General features: G+C 36.4%; 28 protein-coding genes and 1 riboswitch. Of the genes, 11 read left to right on the top strand and 17 right to left on the bottom strand.

Features of this window, described 5'->3' with window-relative positions; genetic code table 11:
- Positions 1–21: 21 nt before the first annotated feature.
- From I2490_RS13180 to I2490_RS13130, 10 genes are all read right to left on the bottom strand, one after another.
- Positions 22–1185 (bottom strand): ATP-binding protein, encoded by a 1164-nt coding sequence (locus I2490_RS13180; protein WP_206460217.1) that lies wholly within the window; start codon positions 1183–1185, stop codon positions 22–24.
- Between the two features lie 22 nt (positions 1186–1207).
- Positions 1208–1396 (bottom strand): hypothetical protein, encoded by a 189-nt coding sequence (locus I2490_RS13175; protein WP_206460216.1) that lies wholly within the window; start codon positions 1394–1396, stop codon positions 1208–1210.
- Positions 1396–2685 carry an AAA family ATPase gene (locus I2490_RS13170; protein ID WP_206460215.1) on the bottom strand — a complete coding sequence of 430 codons (1290 nt, stop codon included), beginning with the start codon at positions 2683–2685 and terminating at the stop codon, positions 1396–1398. The genes I2490_RS13175 and I2490_RS13170 overlap by 1 nt, the downstream gene beginning before the upstream one ends.
- Positions 2686–2787: 102 nt before the next feature.
- Positions 2788–2982 carry a hypothetical protein gene (locus tag I2490_RS13165; RefSeq protein WP_206460214.1) on the bottom strand — a complete coding sequence of 65 codons (195 nt, stop codon included), beginning with the start codon at positions 2980–2982 and terminating at the stop codon, positions 2788–2790.
- Positions 2983–3012: 30 nt separating this feature from the next.
- Positions 3013–3582 carry a cell wall hydrolase gene (locus tag I2490_RS13160; RefSeq protein WP_206460213.1) on the bottom strand — a complete coding sequence of 190 codons (570 nt, stop codon included), beginning with the start codon at positions 3580–3582 and terminating at the stop codon, positions 3013–3015.
- A 10-nt stretch (positions 3583–3592) separates the two neighbouring features.
- On the bottom strand, positions 3593–4585 hold the full coding sequence (locus I2490_RS16730) for a DUF7666 domain-containing protein (protein ID WP_245157184.1): 993 nt from the start codon (positions 4583–4585) through the stop codon (positions 3593–3595).
- A gap of 36 nt (positions 4586–4621) precedes the next feature.
- Complete coding sequence (locus tag I2490_RS16725; protein WP_245157183.1) at positions 4622–4972, bottom strand: hypothetical protein; 351 nt, start codon at positions 4970–4972, stop codon at positions 4622–4624.
- 18 nt (positions 4973–4990) lie between these two features.
- Positions 4991–5230: a hypothetical protein gene (locus I2490_RS13140; protein ID WP_206460210.1), complete on the bottom strand. Its 240-nt coding sequence runs from the start codon at positions 5228–5230 to the stop codon at positions 4991–4993.
- An 11-nt stretch (positions 5231–5241) separates the two neighbouring features.
- Entirely contained in the window at positions 5242–5961 is a 720-nt protein-coding gene (locus tag I2490_RS13135; protein ID WP_206460209.1) for an ORF6C domain-containing protein, read from the bottom strand.
- A gap of 8 nt (positions 5962–5969) precedes the next feature.
- Positions 5970–6176, bottom strand: a complete 207-nt coding sequence (locus I2490_RS13130) for a hypothetical protein (protein WP_206460208.1) — start codon at positions 6174–6176, stop codon at positions 5970–5972.
- A gap of 255 nt (positions 6177–6431) precedes the next feature.
- On the opposite strand from I2490_RS13130, the gene I2490_RS13125 reads away from it, so the two are divergent.
- The 6 genes from I2490_RS13125 (at position 6432) to I2490_RS13100 (ending at position 12146) form a co-directional block, all read left to right on the top strand.
- Positions 6432–6797 (top strand): helix-turn-helix domain-containing protein, encoded by a 366-nt coding sequence (locus tag I2490_RS13125; RefSeq protein WP_206460207.1) that lies wholly within the window; start codon positions 6432–6434, stop codon positions 6795–6797.
- 10 nt (positions 6798–6807) lie between these two features.
- The gene (locus I2490_RS13120) at positions 6808–7485 is read left to right on the top strand and encodes an ImmA/IrrE family metallo-endopeptidase (protein WP_206460206.1); all 678 of its coding nucleotides are present in this window, start codon (positions 6808–6810) and stop codon (positions 7483–7485) included.
- A gap of 166 nt (positions 7486–7651) precedes the next feature.
- Positions 7652–8728 (top strand): type I restriction endonuclease, encoded by a 1077-nt coding sequence (locus I2490_RS13115; RefSeq protein ID WP_206460205.1) that lies wholly within the window; start codon positions 7652–7654, stop codon positions 8726–8728.
- Positions 8729–8849: 121 nt separating this feature from the next.
- A complete protein-coding gene (locus tag I2490_RS13110) occupies positions 8850–9899 on the top strand; it encodes a site-specific integrase (RefSeq protein ID WP_206460204.1) in 1050 nt (349 codons plus the stop codon).
- 197 nt (positions 9900–10096) lie between these two features.
- Positions 10097–11215, top strand: coding sequence for a DUF2812 domain-containing protein (locus I2490_RS13105; RefSeq protein WP_206460203.1), 1119 nt, complete (start codon positions 10097–10099; stop codon positions 11213–11215).
- 51 nt (positions 11216–11266) lie between these two features.
- A riboswitch (cobalamin riboswitch) is annotated at positions 11267–11478 on the top strand.
- Between the two features lie 365 nt (positions 11479–11843).
- On the top strand, positions 11844–12146 hold the full coding sequence (locus I2490_RS13100; RefSeq protein WP_206460202.1) for a hypothetical protein: 303 nt from the start codon (positions 11844–11846) through the stop codon (positions 12144–12146).
- 74 nt (positions 12147–12220) lie between these two features.
- Here the strand turns inward: I2490_RS13100 and coaBC are convergent, their stop codons facing one another.
- Positions 12221–12763 (bottom strand): bifunctional phosphopantothenoylcysteine decarboxylase/phosphopantothenate--cysteine ligase CoaBC, encoded by a 543-nt coding sequence (coaBC, locus tag I2490_RS13095; RefSeq protein WP_206460201.1) that lies wholly within the window; start codon positions 12761–12763, stop codon positions 12221–12223.
- A gap of 14 nt (positions 12764–12777) precedes the next feature.
- Positions 12778–13482, bottom strand: a complete 705-nt coding sequence (locus I2490_RS13090; protein WP_206460200.1) for a phosphopantothenoylcysteine decarboxylase domain-containing protein — start codon at positions 13480–13482, stop codon at positions 12778–12780.
- A 441-nt stretch (positions 13483–13923) separates the two neighbouring features.
- On the opposite strand from I2490_RS13090, the gene I2490_RS13085 reads away from it, so the two are divergent.
- From I2490_RS13085 to hydF, 4 genes are read left to right on the top strand one after another with little or no spacing between them, the layout of a single operon-like run.
- Positions 13924–14178 (top strand): TM1266 family iron-only hydrogenase system putative regulator, encoded by a 255-nt coding sequence (locus tag I2490_RS13085; RefSeq protein ID WP_206460199.1) that lies wholly within the window; start codon positions 13924–13926, stop codon positions 14176–14178.
- Entirely contained in the window at positions 14175–15317 is a 1143-nt protein-coding gene (gene hydE / locus I2490_RS13080; RefSeq protein ID WP_206460198.1) for a [FeFe] hydrogenase H-cluster radical SAM maturase HydE, read from the top strand. The genes I2490_RS13085 and hydE overlap by 4 nt, the downstream gene beginning before the upstream one ends.
- On the top strand, positions 15307–16728 hold the full coding sequence (hydG, locus tag I2490_RS13075; protein WP_206460197.1) for a [FeFe] hydrogenase H-cluster radical SAM maturase HydG: 1422 nt from the start codon (positions 15307–15309) through the stop codon (positions 16726–16728). Before hydE ends, hydG begins: the two co-directional genes overlap by 11 nt.
- Positions 16691–17938 carry a [FeFe] hydrogenase H-cluster maturation GTPase HydF gene (gene hydF / locus I2490_RS13070; protein WP_330634654.1) on the top strand — a complete coding sequence of 416 codons (1248 nt, stop codon included), beginning with the start codon at positions 16691–16693 and terminating at the stop codon, positions 17936–17938. Before hydG ends, hydF begins: the two co-directional genes overlap by 38 nt.
- Before the next feature lie 181 nt (positions 17939–18119).
- On the opposite strand, the gene I2490_RS13065 is transcribed toward hydF, so the two are convergent.
- From I2490_RS13065 to I2490_RS13050, 4 genes are all read right to left on the bottom strand, one after another.
- Positions 18120–18857: a M15 family metallopeptidase gene (locus tag I2490_RS13065; RefSeq protein ID WP_206460196.1), complete on the bottom strand. Its 738-nt coding sequence runs from the start codon at positions 18855–18857 to the stop codon at positions 18120–18122.
- A 79-nt stretch (positions 18858–18936) separates the two neighbouring features.
- Positions 18937–20037 carry a sensor histidine kinase gene (locus I2490_RS13060; protein WP_206460195.1) on the bottom strand — a complete coding sequence of 367 codons (1101 nt, stop codon included), beginning with the start codon at positions 20035–20037 and terminating at the stop codon, positions 18937–18939.
- The gene (locus tag I2490_RS13055) at positions 20034–20723 is read right to left on the bottom strand and encodes a response regulator transcription factor (protein ID WP_206460194.1); all 690 of its coding nucleotides are present in this window, start codon (positions 20721–20723) and stop codon (positions 20034–20036) included. The genes I2490_RS13060 and I2490_RS13055 overlap by 4 nt, the downstream gene beginning before the upstream one ends.
- A gap of 59 nt (positions 20724–20782) precedes the next feature.
- The gene (locus I2490_RS13050) at positions 20783–22102 is read right to left on the bottom strand and encodes a D-serine ammonia-lyase (protein ID WP_206460193.1); all 1320 of its coding nucleotides are present in this window, start codon (positions 22100–22102) and stop codon (positions 20783–20785) included.
- 176 nt (positions 22103–22278) lie between these two features.
- Here I2490_RS13050 and I2490_RS13045 point away from each other — a divergent pair, with 176 nt between their 5' ends.
- Positions 22279–23463 carry a cation diffusion facilitator family transporter gene (locus tag I2490_RS13045; protein ID WP_206460192.1) on the top strand — a complete coding sequence of 395 codons (1185 nt, stop codon included), beginning with the start codon at positions 22279–22281 and terminating at the stop codon, positions 23461–23463.
- 89 nt (positions 23464–23552) lie between these two features.
- Here the strand turns inward: I2490_RS13045 and I2490_RS13040 are convergent, their stop codons facing one another.
- Entirely contained in the window at positions 23553–25916 is a 2364-nt protein-coding gene (locus I2490_RS13040; protein ID WP_206460191.1) for a M14 family zinc carboxypeptidase, read from the bottom strand.
- Positions 25917–25925: the final 9 nt, after the last annotated feature.

The raw sequence follows: 25925 nt of genomic DNA, 5'->3' as shown, positions 1-25925 counted from the left end.
TTTAAATCTCCTTCTTATAAATTAAAATGGCGTATCATCATTTAAACGATTTTCTTTTATCATTTCAAATACTTGCGGCCATGCTCCTACCAATACGCCATCGATAAATTGAATGTCGTAATTTTCAATCGGTGTATCAATTGTGTAGTAACCTCTACTTGCTACTGCTTCTTGTATTTCTTCGTAAGTTACTTTGTTTTCTAACATTAACTCCGATAATTTTGCAGGAAGCCTTGTTTCTGTTTTACCCACCTTAGAAGTATCATGGAATTGCTCCGGCTTATTTTCTAGCTTTTCATATTCTTTTTTAAGTTGGTCATACTCTTCTTTTGTGATTTGTACGCATTGAGTGTAATCTGGAATCTCTTCATCTGGTTTTGCCTCAAATACGTATCTCAATTCCTTTTGGTGCCAATATACAGGACCTTCTTCTACATTAGGTGTATTAATAGAATTATTTCTTAATGGAATACAGTGAGCAATTGACGCATATTCAAATGGCACTTCTTCTGGAAGTTCCCAACGATTTTTAGCGTCCCAACAAGGATGATGAGACGTGTACATAACACGTTTTCCACCTTGCGCTTTATGTTTTTTCCCATCCTTGTCTACTGCTACCGAATATGTTTTATAATTGCAAAACAAAAGTGCATCAGCCCATTCTTTAACTAATGGTGAAGTTTGTGAACTTGTTTTTTTACCAAGCTTTAACTCATACCTGTCATAGGCCCCAAGTTCATCGGGTTGTTCAAATTTCCTCATCTGAGCATGGGCTGTAAGAACAACATTAATACCACTGTCAACTACTTCTTGAAGTAGATTTAAAAATCGTCCAAATTCTTCCCTTACGTAAACATAACCATTCCCATATCCAAAATCCTCAATTCCCGACTTTTGATGTTTCGCAAGGATATCTTCGACACACATTTGCTCAGCCCAATCAATAGTATCAATAATTAATGTTTCACAAAGTCTTTTTGACTTAATCTCATTAATCTGTTGTTTTAACATGGTCCAACTGTTTGCTTTTGGTGTCCTTGAAACATCCATATCAGCGGTACTGCCTTCTGTATCAATAAATAATGCTTGTGGAAATTTACTAGCAAAAGTGGATTTACCAATTCCTTCAGGACCATAAACCACCACTTTTTTTGCCTTTTTCATTTTCCCTGTTATAATCTGCATTAACGTTTACCCTCCTTTACTTTTAATCCTCTATTTTTACATGTGCTAAAGCAAATTCAATAAGCATGCATGAAATCTTACTGATTGGTTGATTTGCTTCATCCGCAATGCTTTTAACTTGAGAATGAAGTTCTGTTGAAACCTTCAAAGGCTTCATATAATCTTCATTACTAAAGCTTTCTTTTTTGATAATCAAAATATCTTTTTCCATTAAAATTCACCTGCTTTCCATGATGGAGCCGATTCTACCGCCGCCTCCGTTTTGGCTACATACCCATCTTCGATTATGATTGAGCATTCTTCTCCAGTACTTACTCTAGTTGCAATAGCTTGTAGTCCTTCAGACTCAAGCCAAGCCCCAAATTCATGCAGCGTATCAATATCCATTTGCTCCAGCTTGTCCAAGAGGACAAAGCCACAATTTGGATTAAGCTTTCTTACAATGGCCGTTGATACTTTCAGCTGATCAGAGCCTGACATGTTGTCCCACTGATATCCGTTATATGTAAGTTCCCCGTCTTCCACAGATAAACCCGGTAGTGGAAGCTCAGCACCCCTTAATAGATCAATTTTCTTCTGCCGAACATCGTTAATTTCTCCAGTTAAGGTGTTATATTGATTCTCATGCTCTTGAGCGTCCTGCTCAGCCTTATCTTTATCAAGGTTTGCTCTTACCTTCCGGTTGATTGCTTCAATATTGTTGATATTGTTTTCTAGTTCCTCGGTGGATTCATCATGCAAATCAAGAGCGGACTTCCTGGCAATTTCTAATTCAGCATTAACTTCATTTTCTTTTTCAATCCACTGATCCAATAGGTTATGAAGCTCTACAATCTTATCTCTAATGTTTTGCGCTTTATTTTCTAGAAATGATATATTTTCTCTTTTTCTTTGGTTCTCTCCGTTTCTAGCCAATATATCCTGCTGCTGTCTAATTAACTCCGAAGCAGAAATAGGTTCCTTTGGTGCATCCGGATAATATAGTTGTTCCTTCGCAAACTTCTTTTTTTGATCCGCAATCTGACCAATAGCAAGACGACGATTATATAACTCTTTTTCCTGTTGTTCCAATTCAGCAAGCTGTCTCCCAACTCCAATAATCTGTAGTAAAGTATTGGCCTTTTCCTTGTTGGATGCCTGCATAAATTTCGGAAGATCTAAGGCAAGTTGCTCTATAAATTCATTAAGAAGCTGCTGACCGCATTTCTTACCGTTTGGGTCTATAACTTTTAAATCGCTATTCTTACCTTTGCGCTCCACGACAAGACCATTTGACATTACAATATGTAGATTAGGAGGAAGCACAGAGCCTTCACGCTGTGCTTGGCTTGGACGATATTTTTCACCACCCAATCCCCAAGCGATAGAATCCAAAACAGAGGTTTTTCCTTGACCATTTTTACCACCAATTACAGTTAAGCCGTTGGTTGTAGGCTCAATAGCAACAGCCTTTACTCTCTTCACATTTTCTATTTCTAGTTTGTTTATTTTAATTGACATTGACAAATCTCCCTTCTAATGTTATTTTTAAGTTGTATAATTATCTGTGCACCCTACTGGAACGGCAATTCCGTGGGTGCTTTTTTAATACAATCAAGTTAATCACTCCCTTATCAGTACAACTGCGGTATCTCTAGCAACCCACTCAATCAAGTCTCCAAACGTCATGTTTGATTGTTCGTTTGGCTTGTATAGTTCACCGTCTCGCACATCTATAATAATCATATCCTCTGCTTTGCTTAACTTGTTTCTCAACAGGTCTATCGCGTCCTCAACGGACATCATTCTAACTGGCATCTTCTGCACCCCTCCTTTACTTTCTCCGTCTCAATAATAAAACGTATGCCCTCCAATACTTCCACGGTTAATCTTCCCATCAATCCAGTATGGACTTACCGAATCATTATGGAAGTGTGTCACCGGATCGTCAAATATACTAATATCACTGTCAAACACCGCCGATACTGCTTGGATCACTTCACTGTTTACCGTCTTTTGTGATGGCTTTGTAAATTGTGCGGGCTGTAGAACAACTTCTGTTACTGTCATATCCCATAATTCGGACCTGTCTTTTATAGCTTGTGCAACTGCCATCTTCCCCTCAATGGGTTCTCCTTCCGCTTCTGCCATGACGACCTTTTCGATTAGTTCACGTTCTTCGTCGCTTAATCCAACCGTAGGCTTGTCTTCTTCCGGCGATGGTGTGATTGTGCCTATATCATCAATTTCCACGCTTAAATCGTTTAATTTATTGAGCGTATTGGTCTGCATCTGAGCCGCCGCGTTTTGGTTGCTGATGATGGTTAGTAATGCAAACGCTAGGATGATTTTTAATACGATACTAGTGATGTCTTTAATAACCCTCTGTCTCTTTCTTCGTCTCGCTCTTTCTTCCATGTTTCCTCCTTTAAACCTCAACAAATTCTCCGTTTTCTAGCTTATAAAATGTGTCTTCTTTAATTTTTTCTCCGTCAACCAGGATGCATTTAACATCTTTTCTATGCCATTCGTCTGTGCATTCCCATTCTGCAAGAACTAACCAGCAGCCTTTGATTCCTTTTGCGGTTCCCTTGATACCGACCGACATAGCAACTGACTCTACTCCCTCAACAGTAGCTGCACTTCGGTCACCTGTGTTAGTAGCTGCACTTTGGTCACCTGTGTTAGTAGCTGCACTTCGGTCACCTGTGTTAGTAGCTGCACTTTGGTCACCTGTGTTAGTAGCTGCACTTTGGTAACCTGTGTTAGTAGCTGCACTTTGGTAACCTGTGTTAGTAGCTGCACTTTGGTCACCTGTGTTAGTAGCTGCACTTTGGTAACCTGTGTTAGTAGCTGCACTTCGGTCACCTGTGTTAGTAGCTGCACTTTGGTCACCTGTGTTAGTAGCTGCACTTTGGTAACCTGTGTTAGTAGCTGCACTTCGGTCACCTGTGTTAGTAGCTGCACTTCGGTCACCTGTGTTAGTAGCTGCACTTTGGTAACCTGTGTTAGTAGCTGCACTTTGGTCACCTGTGTTAGTAGCTGCACTTCGGTCACCTGTGTTAGTAGCTGCACTTCGGTCACCTGTGTTAGATTCTTTAGCGTTTTTCCAATCCACCTTGTCAAACGTAAATTTTATAAACGCATCGATTAAGCCTTTGATTCCGATCTCTGCACCGATTTTTATTTTTGTCCCAACCCTTTTACTATCGTTGCTTGTTTCTTTCGACACATCGTCAAGCTCGACCTCACAATATCGACTTTCGTTCGGACTGTAATATCCAAATACGTCTAGCGGATTTTCGCAAGCGTGAAAACCTCTACGACATAAATCTGCGCTTAACTCTTCGAATTCCTTACCGATTTCGTACTGAAACCCTCTACATTGTAGATTTTTGTTAAATCCTTTGTATAATTTCATTTCTTCTCCTTTCACATAACCATGCCTTTTTCTAACTCACAAACCTTCACAACACTCTTTACAATAAATTGAAGTACCGAATAACTCCCCTTCTTTATCTTTTAGGATCTCTTGCAAATCCACTTGAATCTCTTTTCCACAAACAGGACATTGTGTGAATACGTTTTCGTGCGTGATGCTTGTAATAATCTCAGAACCGTTGTTTAATTTACGTCTGACGAAAAAATTAGAACCTTCATCTAAACATTCTTCGTAAGACAATGCCAGTCCACAATGTTGACAGTGGTTTTGGTATCTTTGGAGAAGAGCATTGCCACAAGATGGGCAGACGCTGCTACCATAATCCACCGTCATAGGTTTATTTCTTTCTTCTAAAGCTTTGTTCATTGATATCCTCCTTTTTAACTACATTACTGCGCCTTTTTCTTCATCCGAAAATTTCAGAATCGTAAATAATCGTCTCAATTCTCTCCGGCTGAATTTGTCGGGGTCGGCTAGCTTACAAATTAGCGTTGTACGATGGATTCCTAACCTTTCGGCTAATTCATTTTGCGTATCAATGCCATTGATGACCATTTTTTCTGCTATTTTTCCTTGAAGCTGCTTGTCCTGCGTAACTTCGGGACGTTCCTTTAGTTTTGGCATCGTTTACCTCCTTACATAGCCACCTGTTGGTTTAACTGCTCAACCTGCTGAATTAGCACCAACGGCATCTTGTAATTTCTGATAATGTCAATCGCCAAATCGGCTTGATTCCTTTTAATTGCTTTGTAAGACGTTACATCAAATTCTCTTTTGAGTTGGCAGTAAATATCTGAGTAAATCTTCCCTCTAAGTGATTTGTCATTGTAGGCAGCGGATTTCTTACCACCCATACAAGTAACACCTTTTCCCTTGACTGCGCTTGTGATTCTGTCGCATTCAACTCCGAAAATCGGAATATCTCTCTTAAATTTCTGCAAGTCTTCATTGACGGCTTCAATTTTCTCTTCTTGCTCTTCTAAAGCTCCCAAGAACAAAGCGACTTCTTCGCGTTTTGTCTGTGGAATCTTATACGAACCTTGCTTCCTGATAGACGGTAAGACTTCATCGAATACCCATGATTCGAATTTTTCTGCGGTCGGTAACTTGCTGTTTACGATGAGTCGGTAAAGGTCGCCTTCGGTGATGAAATTAACAGCTTGCTCTCTTCCAAGGCTATCTATGATACCCCGTTTTAGGGTAGCACCCTTACAATGTGTGCTTACTGCATTGTGCGGCTTTGCATAACCCAATGCTTTAGCAACATCACTACCGCAAAATAACGGTTTACCATTTTCTTCTAAAGTTCTAACTTGTCCAAATTCTTGATTCTCGAAAATTTTTAATTGATTCATATGTACTCCTAACTAACATTTTCTTCATCCGCATCTATGCCGAGATAGTCGCAGATTTTTTGCTTAATTTTACTGCTATAATTTTTGCACATTGCTTGTCCGACGGTACCTTGCGTGGAGCCTATTCTTTCCGCTAACTCTTTATATCCGATTCCCATGCATTCCATTTTAAGCCTTGCTTCTGCTTGCCACTTTTCCCTAGGTCTCTTAGCCACAATCTTCACCACCTTTCGTTATTCAAATTTGTGAATTATTTTTAAGGAAACCATTGACTTTTGTTCACATTTGCAATATATTTATGTTGTTGAGACAAATTCATATATACGAAAATGCTAAAAAGTGTATTTTTTAATGACACTCTGATTTTTATTGCCAATTTGTGAATTCCTTAGTTACAATATACTTCACTTTTTGGAATGTGTCAATAACTATAATTCACTTTTTGGAAATATTTTTTAGAAGGTGGAGATATGGAAAAAATAATGATAAACAGAATAGTTAAACTGATAAAAGAAAAAGGGGTGAATGAAAAAACTTTCTGTGATGCTATAGGAGTTGCACAAAGCACATTTGTTAATTGGAAAAAACGAGGCACTGAACCTAAAGCCGTTTACATTAAACCCATATCTGAATTCTTGGGCGTGTCAGAAAGATTCTTGCTGACGGGTGAAGAAGATGATGGTGTCTGTGATACAAAATTGCAAAAAGAAATAGAAGAATTAGACGGGGTATATCTTAGCCTTGCAAAAGAGGCCCAAGAAAATGAAATAGATCCTCGGGACATAATGATGGCAATTAATATGATAAAAGATATAAGAAAGAACGAAAAAAAATAGGAGATATGAGATGCACAATTACTTAAATAAAGTCACGCTTTATAAGAGGATTGAAGAACATAGAAATAGATGGGGAGTTACCCTATCAAATTACCCTATTAATACAATTGAATTATGTAAGTCTTTTAAACATTTGACAGTGAAAGAAGTACCATTTTTTACAACTGGCTTAAGAGGACTCGCAACAAAACGAAATACATTTGATGGAATGGATATTATCATCCTAAATGAAAACAGAAACGCACAAGAAAAGAATTTTGATTGTGGCCATGAGTTAATACATCTTGTTGAACACCGCAATGCTAAAACACAATCCTTTCATTGTTTTGAAAAAGCTATGCCAAACCAGAACAAATTTATGGAATGGCAAGCAAATGAGGGATCTGCTGAATTAATATTACCTTATAAAATTTTTATAAAACAATTTTGTGACGATATAATTGACGCAAAAAGATTAGGTATCAATGTTAGGCGGAATGCTTGCTTCGTCGCAGAATCATATGCTCAACGTTATAATGTAACTGAATCTTTTATAAAAAATAGAGTAAAGAGCTTAGCTTATGAAATGTGTCAATATTATTCTGGTACAGACTTAGATGATTTAAAAATATTATCCAGAAGTCAATTATCAACACAAAATATTGATCTAAAAAAGAATCCATTATACTCTTTCATAAAAATGATTTAATAATTCATATCCAATTCACTATTTAAAAATGGTATATTATAATTAAATACAGCATTCATATAATGCGAAGTAAAATTCTAAAGTTATATTTGCGTCATTGACATAAAACTTTAGAAACGACAATCTTTGGTAAGACGATCACATTATGTTGCAAAGGAGTCGTGTTATGGAACTTAATGAAAAAATCAATCAATTTACGCAACGTATTGAATCCTTAAAAGATTCTATACCAACAGAAGAAGCTACAAAAACATCATTAATTATGCCCTTTTTTCAAATGCTTGGGTATGATGTCTTTAATCCCTTAGAATTTGTTCCTGAATTTACTGCAGATGTAGGAATAAAAAAAGGTGAAAAAGTAGATTACGCAATAATGATTGACCAAAAGCCATTAATATTAATTGAATGCAAACCTTGTAATGAAAATTTAGACAAACATGGGTCTCAGCTTTTTAGGTATTTTGGAACAACATCATCTAAGTTTGCCATACTTACTAATGGTATTGTATATCGATTTTATACAGATTTAGAAGATAAAAATAAAATGGATTCAAAGCTTTTTCTATCAGTTGATTTACTAAATTTAAAAGATAGAGATATTGCAGAAATATCAAGATTCGTAAAGGGAAATTTAGACGTTGATAATATTTTAAATTCTGCTTCTGATTTAAAGTATAGTCAATTAATAAAAGACTGGTTTGCCAAAGAAATAGAGAACCCATCATCTGAATTCGTGAAATACGTGCTAAATGATGTGTATGAAGGTGTAAAAAGTCAGAAAATAATCGAAAAATTTTCACCTCTCGTTAAACGTTCAATTTCCCAATATATTAATGATTTAATGAACAATAAAATCAAAAGTGCATTAAACAAAGAAGCCGCCGAAGAAGCCGCCTTATCCAATAATGACGAAACTTGTAAGGTTGACGAATTAGAAGATGAACCTGTTAATAAAATAAATACTACCATAGAGGAATTAGAAGCTTACGCTATAATTAAATCTATTCTTCGTACTACAGTTGAAAGCACTCGAATAGTTTACAGAGATACTGAAAGCTATTTCGGAATACTTCTCGATGACAACAATAGAAAATGGATTTGCAGAGTCCACCTCACTTCATCCATTAAATTTATTACTATAGCTGACGAGAATAAAAAACCTATCCGTTATAATATAGATACTATCGATGATATTTATCAATACTCAAAAGAAATAATAGAGTCTTGTACAAGGTACTTATAATATAAACAAAACGCCCCGGCGGCCACCGGAGCGAATGTTCTAGAAAGGCTGTATGGAACAACCTAACTCATCAATTGGATTGTATCACATTCAGCCTCTATATTTCAAGGAGGTATTAAAAATGGCAAAAGCTAAAAAATTGCCGTCAGGATCTTGGAGGGTTCAGGTATATAGCCATACCGAAAACGGCAAAAGAATATACGAATCGTTTACTGACAACGAAAAAACAGAAGCAGAATATTTGGCATCCCAATTCGCACGAAATAAGAAAGGTAAACGAAAGCCATCCAATATGACGGTAGGAGAAGCGATTGACTCTTATATATCAAGCAAAGATGGGATACTTGCACCTGATACAATAGCAGAGTATAAAAGGAGCCGTAAAAGAGATTTTAAAGAAATAGAGAATATTAAACTAAACAAACTTGATACCATCTCAATCCAAAAAGCGATAAATGATATTTCAAAACGAATATCAGTTAAAACTAAAAAACCATTATCCCCAAAGACTGTATCAAATATATATGCTTTATTAACAGCTGCAATTAACACATACTGTCCAATGCAACTCGATGTCACTTTACCTAAAAAACAGAAGAGTAGATTGTATGTACCAACAGATGGTGATATAACGAAATTAATTGATTCTGTGAAAGAAACTTGCATGGAGATACCCATTATACTATCAGCGTTCGGTTCGTTGCGTAGAAGTGAGATTTGTGCCTTGTATGCCGATGGTATTGTTAAGAACACCGTAAAAGTAAGAAAGGCACTCGTACAAGACGAAAATAAGAATTGGGTACTAAAATATACAAAGTCTTATGCTGGTGACAGAGATATTGTATTACCGGAATTTGTGATTAAGAAGTTACCGACCGAGGGAAAGATAACCGAATTAAATCCCAATATGATTTCAAAGCGATTTTCAAGGATTTTGAAAAACAATGGTATACCGCATTTTAGATTCCACGATTTGAGACATTATTATGCGTCAATATTACATGCTCTTAACGTACCTGATCAGTACGTCATGCGGCAAGGAGGATGGAACACAAACGATACTTTGAAACGAGTTTACCAGCATACAATGAGTGATAAAGAGACTAAATTTACCGATGTAGCGTTGCAGCATTTTGAAAAAATACAACACGAAATGCAACACGACGAATAGAGTGTATAGTAATTTCAACGCTCTTGTAATTTTAATAACAGGTTCGAATCCTGCTGCCTCGACCATAAGAAAACGCTAGTTGGTATTCCATAAGAATAGTAACTAGCGTCTTTTATTTTTTACTTTCTTTTCATAAATTTTATTTATATCTACTTTGGGTAACAGTTTCTGTTATTTTTAAATTTGGAGAGATTACTATGATTGAGCAAGAAAAAAAGCAAAAAAAATGGGTTTCTAAGATCTATCTACTGCATGAAAATGAATTATGGTTGAATGATCAAGCAGAAAAAGGACTTCTCCTTAAATCTTTTGATGAAACGACGGCTTATTTTCAAGAAGGTTCTCCTGCACAAATTAAATATAAAATTCTTATTTTAAATGAAAAAAATGCAGTAAAGCAAATAAAACAAATTGAGCAGCAAGGCTTTACTTTTGTAGGAAGCTGTAATGAATATTACATATTTTATATTCAAGGAATCTATACCCATATCACACCCAGATTAAATAAAGATACATTACTGTTTCTAAAAAAATGGATAGCTATACAAATGTTAAAACGACTTTCCGTCACCTTAATTGCAGTTATTCCGATTGCCTTAAAAATAATCATGAATCGAGATAATTTATTACAAACTATTATGGAAATTTCTACAATATGGTATGTTTTAATCGGGCTCATTTTTATCGCTACGATGCTTGATGCCATAAGAGAGTACAAAGTAATCATACAGACTAAAAAATGTTTTTTAAAGCAGGAAAACTATTTTTTCTGTAAACGTTCAAAAAAATCAAATATCTTACAAAACTTTATAATAGCAATCTGTCTTTTATCTGTTATTTTTTTAATAAAAAGCATCTATTCTGATACGGAGAGAATTTCTATCAGTGAGCTGCAAAAAGAAATGCCGATTGTGCTCCTTGAAGATACGAAACAAGCAGAAGACCCTGCTAAGTTATCTCAGGGCATCGCAAATGAAGATCATTACGCGGAGGTAAAGCATACTCTACTGGCTCCAAACCAATACTATGCTGTCCAAAAAAATCAGTTTAATTCTATGACTATCCGATACTATGAAGTCACTGTTGAAAAATTGGCTGAGCCACTATCCAAAGAACTGCCCATAAATAATTTTACTTCCATAAATAAAAAAAATCTTAAAAAAATAGATTATTTAGGGTTGGATGCTGTTTACGCTTATCAAGTAAGTGGAATGATTACTGTGGCTTGCTGTAAAGGAAATAAAGTTATGTTTATTCATAATATGGGAATTATGCCACTTGAAGATATTTTAAGAAACATTGCTAAAGTTTTATGAGTAAAAAACAGTCTTGACGCAATTTGAAAAAACTGATAGTATAAATTTAACAGTTTAATAACTATTTTATGTTCCGATGAAGCAGTCGCTGAAATCGGCTAAGAGGGAAACAGGTGTCAATCCTGTGCGGTCCCGCCGCTGTATATGAGGAGTCTTTTCCATATTCTGCAGTTGCAGTTCATCCACTGAAGCATATGCTTTGGGAAGGAGGAAAAAGACAATGATTCATAAGCCAGAAGACCTGCATAAAATAAAGAAAACAACCTGACGGGAAATTCGGTAGTTGTTAAGTAAATTTTTACTTATTACATAGACAGTAAATACGGACTGTAGCTATTTTTCATAGCTACAGTTTTTTATGGTGTAAATACGCGATTTCAGGGTATAAAACAAGAAGAAGAAGTATTACAGAAAAAACGGGCTGTGATCATTGATCATAGCTTTTATATTGTAGAAAGGAGGCTTATATGCACTGGTTTTTAAAAAAGATCATTGTAATTCCTATCTCAGTTTCTCAAGGCAATCCAGAGGGGGAAGGATTTATCTAAATGATGTAATTTTGTAAACGATAATTCTTATAACAATAAAAATCTAATTAAATATAAATTGAATATAAAGGAGAATAAAGATGATGAGTATGATTAAATATTTTAAAAATCTATGTGAAGAAAAACAAGAAGCTGCTTTAAGGATAGTGGGCCAAGATAAAATCTATTTCTTGCGTCAAAACTTTCTAATGAATACGGAGTATGACCAAGGATTAAAAGATGGTATCGAAATGGGATTGTATCAAGGTATTAAGCAAGGTGCTGATAAAGCCAGTGTACAATTAAGAGAAGAGATGGCAGAAAAACTAATTCGGTTTGGATTGACGGCAAGTGAGGTGTGTAATATCACCGGCGTTAAAATAAAACCAGCTTCGAATAATTAAATGTTTTTATAAAAGGTAGGAAATCGTAAAAAAATCTTGCATCGAATGAATCATTCTTTGCAAGATTTTTTCTTTTATTTTTCAGAAATCTCGTTTTTTACAGCTTCTACAATAGTACTTACATCCGCCATAGCACCTTTTCCTAAATCACCGCAAGCCAAAAGTGCTTCCTTTGGTTCAATAAATCCGTAACCAAACCGTTGCAGCTTCTGAATGTTATCCTGTACAATCGGATTCTCATACATATTCGTGTTCATAGCAGGAGCAAGAAGAATCGGCTTGTTCTTCACTGCCATAATTACGGTAGAAAGAAAATCATCGGCAATGCCCCCGGCAAGTTTCCCAATCATATTTGCAGATGCAGGTGCAATAATGCATACATCCGCTTTTTTTGCAAGAGAAATGTGCTTAATTTCACTCGGCACAATTTCTTCGAACATATCAGTGTAAACCTTTCTTTTCGTCAATGATTGAAACGTCAATGGAGTAATAAACTTCATTGCACTTTCCGTCATAATTACGTCTACACTGTACCCATATTTTGTTAACTGGTTAGCAATATCCGCAGCCTTATACGCGGCAATGCTTCCGGTAACTCCCAAAAGTACATGCTTCATTATTCTCCCCCTCTTTACGATCTTGCTTCGTTTTCTTTCAATTCCTCAAGCAATCGTATGCTGATTGTTTCTGCAATTTCTTCTCTTGTTGTCATGGAATCATAACTTTTATCTTCATGAATCAAATAACCAGCATGTCCATTTGCATTTATTTCTTTTAAATCATTTGCCAAAACAAATGTACATTCATTTTTCTTAAGTAAATGATGACCTACATCAATCAATTCCTCTCTCGTCACATCACTTAAAAGCTTAAATCCAATTAAAATTGTATTCGGGCTCCATTTTTTTATCGAATTAATAACTTTTGGTGTTTTTTTCATTACAATAACAAGGTCTTCAATGTCCGAGCTTATTTTTTTACTGCTATCTAATGTTTTTCCTTCTCTGAATGATTCTGTCGTCGTTACTTCTTTCACCGTATAATCACTTACTGCCATGGAATGGATTACACCGTCAATGGCTTCTGTTTCAAGAAGCTTTTTTAAATTTTTTTCAAGATCCGCTACACCACCGATTGGAATGGGTACCACATTATCACCAATTGGAGGAACTGCACGAAGTCCATGTAAATAATATAACGTTTCTATATTTTCTCCATAATTTTTTAAAATCGTAGTGCCGATAGCATTTCCTAGTCTACCAGTCGATGTATTTGTAATGGAACGCACATCGTCAATTCGTTCAGTGGTTCCTCCAGCAGTTATGATTAGCTTCATCAGAATTTCCTCTCTATAAATTTATATATTTATTTTCTATCTTACCATAAATGAAATTTAATACCCATTTTTTTCGATTAATTTTTCTATAAAATTATAAAAAATCAAAATTTAAGCCTTGTACTTCTTTTTTTCCTATGTTACTCTTTAATCATAAAATCGTTCTGAGTGTACAAGGGTTCGTCCCGAGTAGGAAGGCGAAAAAAGAGAGTGACTTTTTAACTGTATTTTCAATGTTTTGATTTACAAAAATTTTGTAAATACCAAGCATGTTATATTTGTCATTTATTTTTGATTGCAAAATTCCTTGTACCTCTGGGTATAGGGAATTTTTTATTGCTTAATTCCGTTTATAATTTGAATAGATAAAAGGATCGATTTAATAAAAAAACCCTTTTTACAAATACTAAAGCAAACATAAAAAAGAGAAAGGATTGTTTTATGGAAACTAGAATGGCAGTAATTGGAATCATCGTCGAAGAGAAGGATTCTGTGGAGAAAATGAATGCACTCCTTCACGAATATGGTGACTATATTGTTGGTCGAATGGGAATACCTTATCCTAAACGCCATGTCTCAGTAATCAGTGTCATCATGGATGCTCCAAACGATGTCATCAGTGCGCTTTCAGGGAAAATCGGAATGCTCCCTCATGTCAGCACAAAAACCGTATACTCAAAGGTGCCAAACGAATGATAAATTTAATACAAGGAAAACAGTTGATTGATACACTGTTAAAAGAAAAAACATTAGACGATTCTTGTCTTTTTTCCTTAATTGAAACTGCATCGCCAATAAGCCAGAAATCGTTACTAGAAGAAAAGGAGGATTCCATAGAAAATGAAAAATCAAACCTTTCGAAAGAACTCTCCTCTTATCTGTTTGAAAAAGCAAGAGAAGTAACCTTATCCCAGTTTCAAAATCATATTTACATGCGTGGATTAATTGAGTTCACAAATTATTGTAAGAATGACTGTTATTATTGTGGCATTCGTAAAAGTAATTGCAATACCTCACGCTACCGATTAAAGAAAGAATCGATATTGGAATGCTGTAAGCAAGGCCACGCGCTCGGTTTTCGAACCTTTGTACTTCAGGGAGGCGAAGACCCTTATTATACTGATGCGATTTTAATTGATCTCATTTCTACAATTAAATCCAAATACCCGGATTGTGCTTTAACGCTCTCCTTGGGAGAAAAGAGTAAAGAAAGCTTCCGTTCTTATTTTGAAGCGGGTGCAGATCGATATCTTTTAAGACATGAAACGGCAAATAAGGAACACTATAGTAAGCTGCACCCTTCAGAGCAAAAACTGGAAAGCAGAAAACAATGTTTGCTGGATTTAATGGACATTGGATTTCAAACCGGAACTGGATTTATGGTGGGTTCTCCTTACCAAACCACGCAAACACTGGTTGAGGACTTGCAATTCATTTATAAATTACAGCCACATATGGTAGGCATTGGCCCATTTTTACCGCATCACGATACTCCATTTGCAAATCAATCTGCCGGAAGCTTACAGAGAACCTTATGCTTAATTAGTATTCTTCGATTGATGCTCCCGCAAGTTCTTCTTCCTGCTACCACTGCACTCGGAACGATTCATCCACAAGGCCGTGAGCTCGGAATTTTAGCAGGTGCCAATGTGGTTATGCCAAATTTATCTCCGGTAAACATTCGTAAGAAATATATGCTTTACGATAATAAAATCTGTACCGGAGAAGAAGCAGCAGAATGTCAAGGCTGTCTTACCAATCGTATGAACAGCATAGATAGAATCTTAGTTGTAGATCGGGGCGATGCTCCAGAAAGGAAACAAAATGCGCTATAATCCAGCTTCAAAAAAGGCCGAAGAATTTATCAATAATGAGGAAATTCTCTCTACTATTGAATACGCCAAAGCCAATAAAGACAATAAGGAACTGATTTCTTCTCTTATTAATAAAGCAAAAGATTGTAAAGGGCTTACTCATCGTGAAGCCGCTGTACTTTTGGAATGTGAGATTGAGGAAGAAAATGAAAAAATGTTTGCTTTGGCTAAAGAAATCAAACAAAAATTATATGGCAATCGTATCGTTATGTTTGCACCATTGTATTTATCTAATTACTGTGTAAACGGATGTGTATACTGCCCTTATCATCATCAGAACAAACACATTTCCAGAAAAAAATTAACGCAAGATGAAATTGCTCGTGAGGTTCGTGCCTTACAAGATATGGGACATAAACGTCTTGCACTTGAAACGGGTGAAGACCCGATAAATAACCCGATTGATTATGTATTGGAAAGCATTAACACCATCTACAGCATTCATCATAAAAATGGTGCAATCCGAAGAGTCAATGTTAACATTGCCGCTACTACCGTTGAAAATTATCGTAAGCTGAAAGAAGTGGGCATTGGTACTTATATTTTATTTCAGGAAACCTACCACAAGGAAAATTATGAAATGCTGCATCCGACAGGGCCAAAGCATGATTATGCCTACCATACAGAAGCAATGGATCGTGCAATGGAAGCCGGCATTGACGATGTAGGGATCGGTGTTTTGTTTGGGCTCAACTTATATCGTTATGACTTTATTGGTCTTTTAATGCATGCAGAGCATCTAGAAGCTGCATTCGGAGTTGGTCCACACACAATCAGTGTGCCAAGAATCCGTCCGGCAGACGACATCGATCCGGATAACTTTACGAATGCCATTAATGATGATATTTTTGCTAAAATTGTTGCAGTATTACGCATAGCGGTTCCATATACCGGTATGATTATTTCAACAAGAGAAACCGAAGAAACAAGAAGACGTGTTTTGGATCTTGGAATCTCACAAATCAGCGGCGGCTCTTGCACCAGCGTTGGTGGTTATGCAGAAAAAGAAGCAGAAGAAGATAACTCTGCACAATTTGAGTTAAATGATACAAGGACCTTAGACCAAATTGTTAATTGGCTTTTGGCTATGGATTATATTCCAAGCTTTTGTACAGCATGCTATCGGGAAGGTCGTACGGGAGATCGATTTATGACCTTGGTTAAGGCAGGACAAATTGCTAATTGTTGTCTTCCAAACGCACTTATGACCTTAAAAGAATATCTTGAAGATTATGCATCGGAAGATACTAAGTTAAAAGGGGAAGCCCTCATTTCCAAGGAAATTAACAATATTACGAATGAAAAAGTACGTTCCATCGCAAAGGAATACTTGGGTGAGCTTCATAATGGGAAACGAGATTTTCGTTTTTAAAACGGAGGAAAACATGAGTTTAAACGATACCCCCAGATCAAACCGCTTACACATTGGACTTTTCGGAAAAAGAAACAGCGGGAAATCATCTTTAATCAATGCTTTAACACACCAGCAGATTGCGGTGGTTTCGGACGTAGCCGGAACCACCACCGATTCCGTGTATAAATCCATGGAAATACACGGAATCGGCCCGTGCGTCTTCATTGATACGCCAGGTTTTGACGATGAAGGCGCACTGGGCAATCTGCGTGTAGAACAAACAAAAAAAGCTCTGGAAAAAACGGATTTAGCCCTAGTTCTATTTCATAATGAACCAATCGATTTAGAATGCAATTGGATCAAAGCTTTTGAAAAAAAGAATATTCCAGTTATTGCTGTTATAAGTCAATCTGATCTTATGACTAAAGAACAACAAACAAATCTGATACAAATCATTAAAAAGAATTCCGGTTTGTACCCGGTTGTCTGCTCTGCAAATGACAAAGAAAGTGTGGAAACGGTTCGAAGAGAAATCATTAATGCACTGCCATTCAACTATGAAAAAGAAAGCATTACAGGTGAGTTAGCCAAGTCCGGTGATGTGATTCTTTTGGTCATGCCCCAAGACATTCAAGCACCAAAAGGACGTCTGATCTTACCTCAAGTGCAGGTACTTCGAGAGCTGCTGGATAAAAAATGCATCATTTTAAGCACCACTGCAGATACAATGGAATCTGCTTTATCTTCCCTTTCTAAGGATCCGGATTTAATCATTACCGATTCCCAGGTATTTAAGTCTGTATATAAAAAGAAGCCTGCACAAAGCAAGCTTACTTCTTTTTCGGTATTATTTGCAGGTTACAAAGGCGATTTGCCTTATTACTTAGAAGGCGCCAAAGCCATCGAAGCTTTGACTCCACACTCGCGCGTACTCATTGCAGAAGCTTGTACACACGCCCCTTTGTCCGAAGACATCGGTCGCGAAAAACTTCCCCGCCTCTTACGCCAACGAATCGGCAATGCGTTGACCATTGACGTCGTCAGCGGAGTTGATTTTCCTAAAAAGCTGCATTCGTATGATTTAATCATCCAATGCGGTGCATGTATGTTTAACCGACAATACGTCCTATCTCGTATCGGCCTGGCAAAGGAACAAGAAATCCCTATGACCAATTACGGTGTTGCTTTGGCGTATCTTTCGGGTATTTTAGATTTCATTGATTTTTAATCAACACCTTTATGTTTTATTTATAATGTTTCTAAACTAAAGTTTATAGTTTATTTAATCTATGTAGCTTTAAATATAGTAGTCATATTTGATCCTATAAACGACTTACTTTTATCTACTATTTCAAAGGAAATCTTTATAACATTTCCTTTGAAATTTTGTTTATTAATACTCCAATTTACTAAGATAATATTTTTTCCTTATATTCTTCTAAGCGCTCTCCACTTTTTTGTAATTGCTCTGCTAATTCAGTACCAACATAGCGTAAATGCCACGGTTCATAAGAAACATCTTTTTTTGCATCTTCCGTTTTAGGATATCGTACGATAAAACCATATCGATAAGCATTATCTATGAGCCATTTCCCTTCTGGTGATTCTTCCATAGGTGGATCTGCTTCATCATCTCGCAAAGCAACATCCATAGCTAAACCTGTTTGGTGTTCACTGGTTCCGGGAATCTCTACAAACTCTGCTGCTTTTTTTTCTGCTTCCTCTTTCGTTAAAGATTTATTTGTCTGCATGAGTTCAAATACCTTACGATCAAACAACGTTTGCTGACGATCATAAGAACGATACCCGCTAAGAGGCAGAATCGTATACCCTTCCTTTTCCAATTCTCTTATCATAGCAGACATTTGTTTCGCCGCTACCTCGGTTAACTTTTCTTCTGTGTAGCTTACAGTGACCAAATTTCTCGGTACGTATTCTTTCTGTAAGGGATGCTCTGCATTAACCAATACTGTATAATCTTGATTTGCAAGCGTCTCATTGTCCGGCTCTACTGCAGAAACCACCATATTTTGTAAGTACTTTCCAGTTAAATCTGGCTGTTTCTTTATCATTTGATTTAATCCAAATGCTGTAACCCCAACTAGACTAAAACAAATTACACTTTTTATCAACGTTTTCTTTTTCATTTGCTCTCTCCTCAATAAAAAACCCCTTTTGTACGACTATTATATCGCAAAAAAGGGGGAATACATTACCGCTTCCTTATCATTTTCTTAAAGATTTCTTAAGAGGGAGTTCTACGGTAAGAACTGTTTTTAAATTTTCACTTTCCGATTTAATGGTTCCATTGTGAAGTTCTACAATTTTTTTTGCAATGGCAAGCCCTAGTCCGGCACCACCGCTGTCCGTTGTTCTGGCTTCCTCAACACGGTAAAACCGTTCAAAAATACGTTCTAATTTTTCTTTTGGAATTGTTATCCCAAAATTAGTAAAACTTATAATAGCGGAATGATCCGTTTTTAATAGTTCTATTAATATTTCCGTTTTCGGTTCACTATAAACAACTGCATTTCTTAATAAATTATCAAAAACACGTGCTAATTGATCGGAATCTGCAATTAACTCTACGTTTTCCTGCTGTATAACCTTATAAGTTAATTCTTTCTCTGCCATAAGTGGATAAAACTCTTCTATTAGCTGCTCTAACATAATATTAAGATTTACTTTTCGTTCAATTAATTCCATACTGGTAGCATTAAATCTTGTAATTTCAAAAAGTTCATCAAGCAGCAGCTCCATACGCTTTGCTTTTTCATATACAATGTTGCTGTATTTTTCCTTCGTTTCTTTTGCCATATCTTTTTCTGCATCCAAAAGACTCAAATAACCTAATATAGAAGTCATCGGTGTTCGTAAATCGTGTGCTAAATATACTACCAAATCATTTTTTTGCTGTTCACTCTGTTTCGCTTCTAATTGACGTTTTTGTAAATCATACTTAACGCGATTCAGCTTTTTCTCCATAGCCTCAAGACCATCCGGTAATTCAACGATGTTCTTTTGTTCATCAAAAACTTGATCAATTCCTCGACTGACTGCATTCAAATAATAAGAAAGCTTGTCCATCGCAAGAAAAATACCAAAAAGAAGAAAAACAACAATCATAAGTATGATAAGAGGAATTTTAAGTTTAAGCAATAAATGGTAAATACCCAGCTGATCTGCAAAATCTGCCACCGGTTCCTGTAAAAAACCATCCACTGCTAAATGAAGAACAAGCAAGGCAGCAATGGCAGCAAAAAAAACACTTCCAACAATGCGTAAGATTAATTTTAATTTTAACGTTGTAAACTCATTCTTATTCATTTTTCAACCACATACCCGACACCCCAAACCGTTTTAATAAACTTTGGTTTTCTTGCGTTTTCTTCTATTTTTTCTCTTATTTTACGAATGTGTACCATTACAGTATTGTTGGAATCCAAATATTTTTCTTTCCATACCTTATGAAAAATCTCCTCTGCAGAAAAAACTTTTCCGGCATGAGTCGTTAACAAAAATAAAATATCAAATTCTGTAGGAGTTAATTCAACTTCACGTTCAAATACCGTAGCCTTATGACTTCGGCTGTCCATATATAATCCGCGAATACTTACTTCATTATTATCTTCTCCTAAATCTCCGGTTAATTGCGCAAAACGGTTTAGCTGCGACTTAACACGAGCAATTAATTCCAAAGGATGAAATGGCTTTGTAACGTAATCATCGGCTCCCATACCGAGGCCCATTATTTTATCAACATCCTCTGATTTTGCACTTAGCATAATGATTGGTAATTTTCTTTTATATCGGACGCGTTGACATACTTCAAGGCCGTTCATTCCTGGCATCATCACATCTAAAATAAGTAAATCAATTTCTTTTTGATCCATAAGTTCCAAAGCACGATTTCCATCATAAGCCTTTTCAATTGAGAAACCTTCACTTTTCAAATAGATTTCTACTAAGTCAACAATCTCTTTCTCATCATCCACAACTAAAATGGTACTCATAAAAACTACCTATTCCCCTAATTATCATTCCTATTAGCTATAACAAACAACTATATGACTTAGATCAACTCTTTTCCCTTTTTTAAATAATCCTGCATCTCTTCCGTCGGTACCATGCTTCCACCTGTCGCCCAAACAACATGAACGGCTTGATCCATTTTATCAACTAATCCGTTTTTCTTTAGATATTCCTCATGCGATAATACCTTTGCAATGCCAGGAAAACCTGCGCAAGCCGATGGTTCAATGTATTGTTTTTCTTCTTCTGATAGTAAGAAAAGAAGTTGATAAAGTTCCTCATCCTCTACAGTAAACACGCCGTCTAACTGAGTTTCCATTATTTTACCCACTAATCTGGAAGCTCTGCCAACCGCCAATCCGTCTGCAGCTGTTTTTCCATCTAAGCCAATGTCACTGCAAGCAATTTTATCATGAAGTCCCGTCATCATACCAAGTGCCATACAAGGTGCATGGGTTGGTTCTGAAAAGAAGCAATGTACATTACTACCATAGACCTGTTTCAAACCAAATGCCACACCACCCGGTCCACCACCTACACCGCAAGGTAAATAAACGAACATCGGATGGTCTTCATCAATTACAATGCCCTTTTCTTTCAACTGGCGATCCAATCGTTTTCCAGCAGTTGCATAGCCTAAAAACAAGTCAGCTGAACCTTCATCATCAACAAAATGACACATTGGATCTTTGGCTGCTTCTTTTCTTCCTTCCGCAACGGCTTTCTGATAATCATCCGGGTATTCTACTACTATAGCTCCTCTTTCTCGAAGCATGTCCTTTTTCCACTGCCTTGCATCTGATGACATATGAATGGTTACATGAAATCCAAGTTTTGCGCTAATAATACCAATGGACAAGCCTAAATTTCCGGTCGAACCTACCGCTACACTGTATTGGGAGAACAATTCCTTAAAACGAGGTTCTGCCAGTACTGCATAATCGTCTTCTTTTTTCAGCAAACCATTTTCGATTGCAATGTCTTCCGCAAATTTTAGAACTTCATGAATGCCACCCCTCGCTTTGATGGAGCCAGATACCGGTAAATGACTGTCACATTTCATAAGCAAGGTCCCTCGATGTGCAATGCCATAACGTTTAGACAATGCTTTTTGCATCTTCGGGATTTCAATCAATGGAGATTCAATAATGCCATTTGTTGCTTCTGTCTGTGGAAATGCTATCCGAAGGTAAGATGCAAAACGTCTAAGTCGTGCTTCTACTTCTGCAACATCATTTTCATTAAATGGATACTCTGCTACTTCTCCATTATTAGGATTCAGCCAAAAAATAGTTTCGGCTTCCATCATAGGTAAAAGCATTGCATTCTCTTCCTTTAATTTTTCTAAATTAAATGTCATCTAACCGTGCCTCCTTATGACAAATCGTTATACATATCTTATCATATTTAAAATATACTTCCTACCTTTTTCCATTTGCCTGCATACAATTTACTTTCCGTTTAATCCAGCGTATAATAAAAGTATTATAGTATTTTTTAGGAATAAATGAAAATAGAACCAAAACAGGAGAAACTATGAGAAAATTATTGATAAAAACCTTTATTAAGGATTATGAAAACATAAAAGACCCACAAGTTCGAGAAAGCTACGGAAAATTAGCAGGTGCCGTCGGCATTGCCTCGAATGTTCTTCTATGCACGATTAAGATTATTGTTGGATTAGTGTTTCATAGCATTGCCATCTTAGCCGATGGAATTAATAATTTAGCGGATGCTTCGTCTTCCTTTATAACCTTAATTGGCTTTCGTCTAGCATCTCGTCCCGCAGATGAGGATCATCCTTACGGACACGCTCGTATTGAATATCTGACGGGTGTTATTGTTTCGGTCCTTATTATTGTATTGGGTATCCAATTGTGCATTCGCTCCATTGATAAAATAATTCATCCGGACGAGTTGGACTTTAGCTACGTTGCAGTTGCAGTTTTAATTGTTGCAATTTTAATAAAGATTTGGCAAGCTTTCTTTAATATAAAAATGGGCGAAGCCATTTCTTCTTCTACCTTAAAGGCAACTGGTACCGATAGCCGAAACGATGTCATTTCAACGTCAGTTGTATTAGCAGGTATCCTAATCGGAAAAATCACAGGACTCCAACTTGATGGTTATTTAGGTATTTTGGTCGCTTTATTTATCGTTTATTCCGGTTTTCAGCTTGTCAAAGAAACGGCAGATCCATTACTTGGTCAAGCTCCGGATCCAGAATTAGTAACAGCGATTAGCGAACAAATTTTATCGCATTCTGAAGTTTTAGGTATTCATGATTTGGTTGTTCATAATTATGGTCCTTCTCGTATTTTTGCATCCGTACATGTAGAGGTCGATGCACATGGAAATTTAATGGAAAGCCATGATGTGATTGATAACATCGAACGAACCTTAAGTGAAAAATTGCACATACATCTTGTCGTTCATATGGATCCTGTAGATTACAAAGACCCTTTAACACTAACGGTAAAACAACAATTAAATGAGCTTATCTCTAAAAACGAAACCATTTTGGATGTACATGATGTTAGAGTCGTTCAAGGCTATACACACCATAACATTATTTTTGATATAGTCGTTTCGCCGCAATGCAATATGAGCGAAAGTGAATTGAAGTCAAAATTAACAGAAGGGCTTCAGCAATATAATTCTTTATATCACCCAGTGATTACCATAGATAAAAATTATACCGGCGACTTTGAGAAACACTAATTGCCTTACCCTTCTCTATAATATTATTAAAATTATGTTTTATATGGAGTTGTCAACAAATGCGGACAACTCCAATTTTTTTTAGTCGTTTATTTTTCATCATAACCAATATAATAAAGAGCGTTTGCAGTCATGCCATATGTATTAGGATTATAGCTGCGAAAACTTGGGATGATTCCAAAAAGTACTGCATCATAAGCTGGACTATTGTCATGGATAATTGCTGTTTTTCCAGCTATTTTTTGTGGTTCATGCCAAAATCCAGCTAAATACATATCCTTACCCTTACCATAGGTCGCATTTGCAACCGCATTACCTGAAAATCCTTTAAACCAAATAGGTTTAAAGGCAAAAACCGTTTCCTTTTTTCCAAAATTAAAGGTAATTGGATCATATCTATCTGCATCAAACGTACAAATTCCATTTTCGGCAGTCTGCCCACCATCTTCATCTTCAATATAATAAAATTCAGTTTTTAATTTTTTAATTTCCTCATTCAACATGACACCGGCATATCCCATACCAATGTAATCGTTTTCTTTTGCAAAGGTTTTTAACTGTTTAATCGCTCTTTCATCCAGCGACCAAGTCGTTCCAGTGTCATCGTAGCTATCTTCCCAGAAATATTGAGAACCGGAAACAACCAATGCGTTAAACCCGTTCTTTTTTAAATCATATCCCTTATTTAACTTTTTATATGAGACTGCGGTAACATCAAAACCCATTTCTTTCATTGCAGTATAGGTACCGCCATCTTCCTCAACAACCGCAATCTTTTTTAACGTAATCGGAAGTAACGTTGCATGAGTTTCTCCAACACTCTTTACTTGAATGGCTTCTTCTTTTACAAGTGCGGATAATCGTTCAAAGATTCCATTTTGCTCCGGAACAACAAACGTTCCTGCCGGATAGCTGCTTACCATATCCATGGAACGATATACTTTAAAACCTTCTTTCGCTAAAATATTTGCTGCTTTATATGCATCATTGTTTTCCACTAAAATAACATAATTGCTATTCTTTGCGGCATCCATACTCCCTGCAGGCATTGTAATCTCTGCCACAGAAGTAAGATCAGCAGTAAAAGCTTTGTCGACTGCTATGGTATCAAATCCACAAAGCATTGGGAAGGAATACGCTGAAATATCATACATAGCATTTGCCAATGGGCTGACATCTTCTCCTTTCCAAAGCATGGTATTAATAAGTCCTCTCAGTCCTTGATTAAGAGGCACTACATAAGTTCCTTCTGGATAGGTTATCCCATCTGCTTCAAATGGCTTTTCCGCTATCTTTATTTGAATGCCATTGTTTAACATATGTTGAATCATCTTTGCTGCTTGCAGAGAATCACTTTGCTGCTTCTCATTCATTGGTAATATATAAGCATAAGGGAAATGAATATCTTCTTCTTCTTCAATTCCCTTGACACCTCTTTCATAAATTTTAAATTGATTTTCCAATAATTCCTGTTTATTTTCAACTACATATTTTAAAGAAGCCATACAAGCGGCATAAACTGTTTCTACACCTTCCTGGTTTGCATATTTTACTTCTAAAGTATGTGAAATAGTACCTAAATACATGAAGTATTGTGGTGTAAAAATCGGTGGATAATCATCCCAGCCGTCTTCCCATACTTGATAAGGGATGTCTACACCCCATCCGATTGCTTGGGTAATTTCATCTGCTATCATCTCTGCATGTGGCAATGCGTGATCCAATAACAGATCATATTCGTAATTCGGATTGTGAGGAATGGTACATGGCTCTAACAGTACATTTTCTGTTGTCATAAATCCGTGAAGATCAAGCATTGCCGTTGGAAACCATTTCGTAGCAATATGCTTTACAACAGCCTTTGTTTCTGGTTGACTCTGCGTAATATAGTCACGGTTCAGGTCTGTCACCGATGCATTTTCACGCAATCCACTTACCCTTCCATCCGGATTTTGACTTACATTAATTAAAACAACACAATTCTTTAATATTGCTTGAACTTGTGGGCTCTTATCAGTCAATAGGGTTTCAATCAGTTTTAGTACACCGTCCGTTCCAGGAGTTTCATTCCCATGGATACTCGCATTAAAAAAGACCGGCACCTTATAATCCGATGTTTCTTTTAATGCTTTTAGTGCATCTTCGGGATTGTTTACCGCATCCTGCATGAATTTTTGATAACGTTCCAGATGCTTCATACCTTCAGCATCTGTAATTGTGACCAAATAGAGATCTCTTCCTTCCAACGATTGTCCAATCACTTCATAATTCATAAGACTTGGGTTTGACGCTTTCAATTCCTTTAGCTTCTGTCCAATCTCTGAATAAAGAATGAGATTTCGAGGTAACGGTGCTTCTTCATAGCTACTTGCAGCAAAGGTCACAAAAGACCCTGAAAGTACAAGTACTACTGTTAGAAGTAGTGCAAAAAAACGTTTGCTGTTTTTTATCATGTGTTTCCC

The organism is Anaerovorax sp. IOR16, assembly GCF_017168145.1.
Classification (GTDB): domain Bacteria; phylum Bacillota; class Clostridia; order Peptostreptococcales; family Anaerovoracaceae; genus IOR16.
The sequence above is the reverse complement of the archived record's forward strand: the minus strand, read 5'-3'. Positions and strand labels throughout refer to the sequence as shown.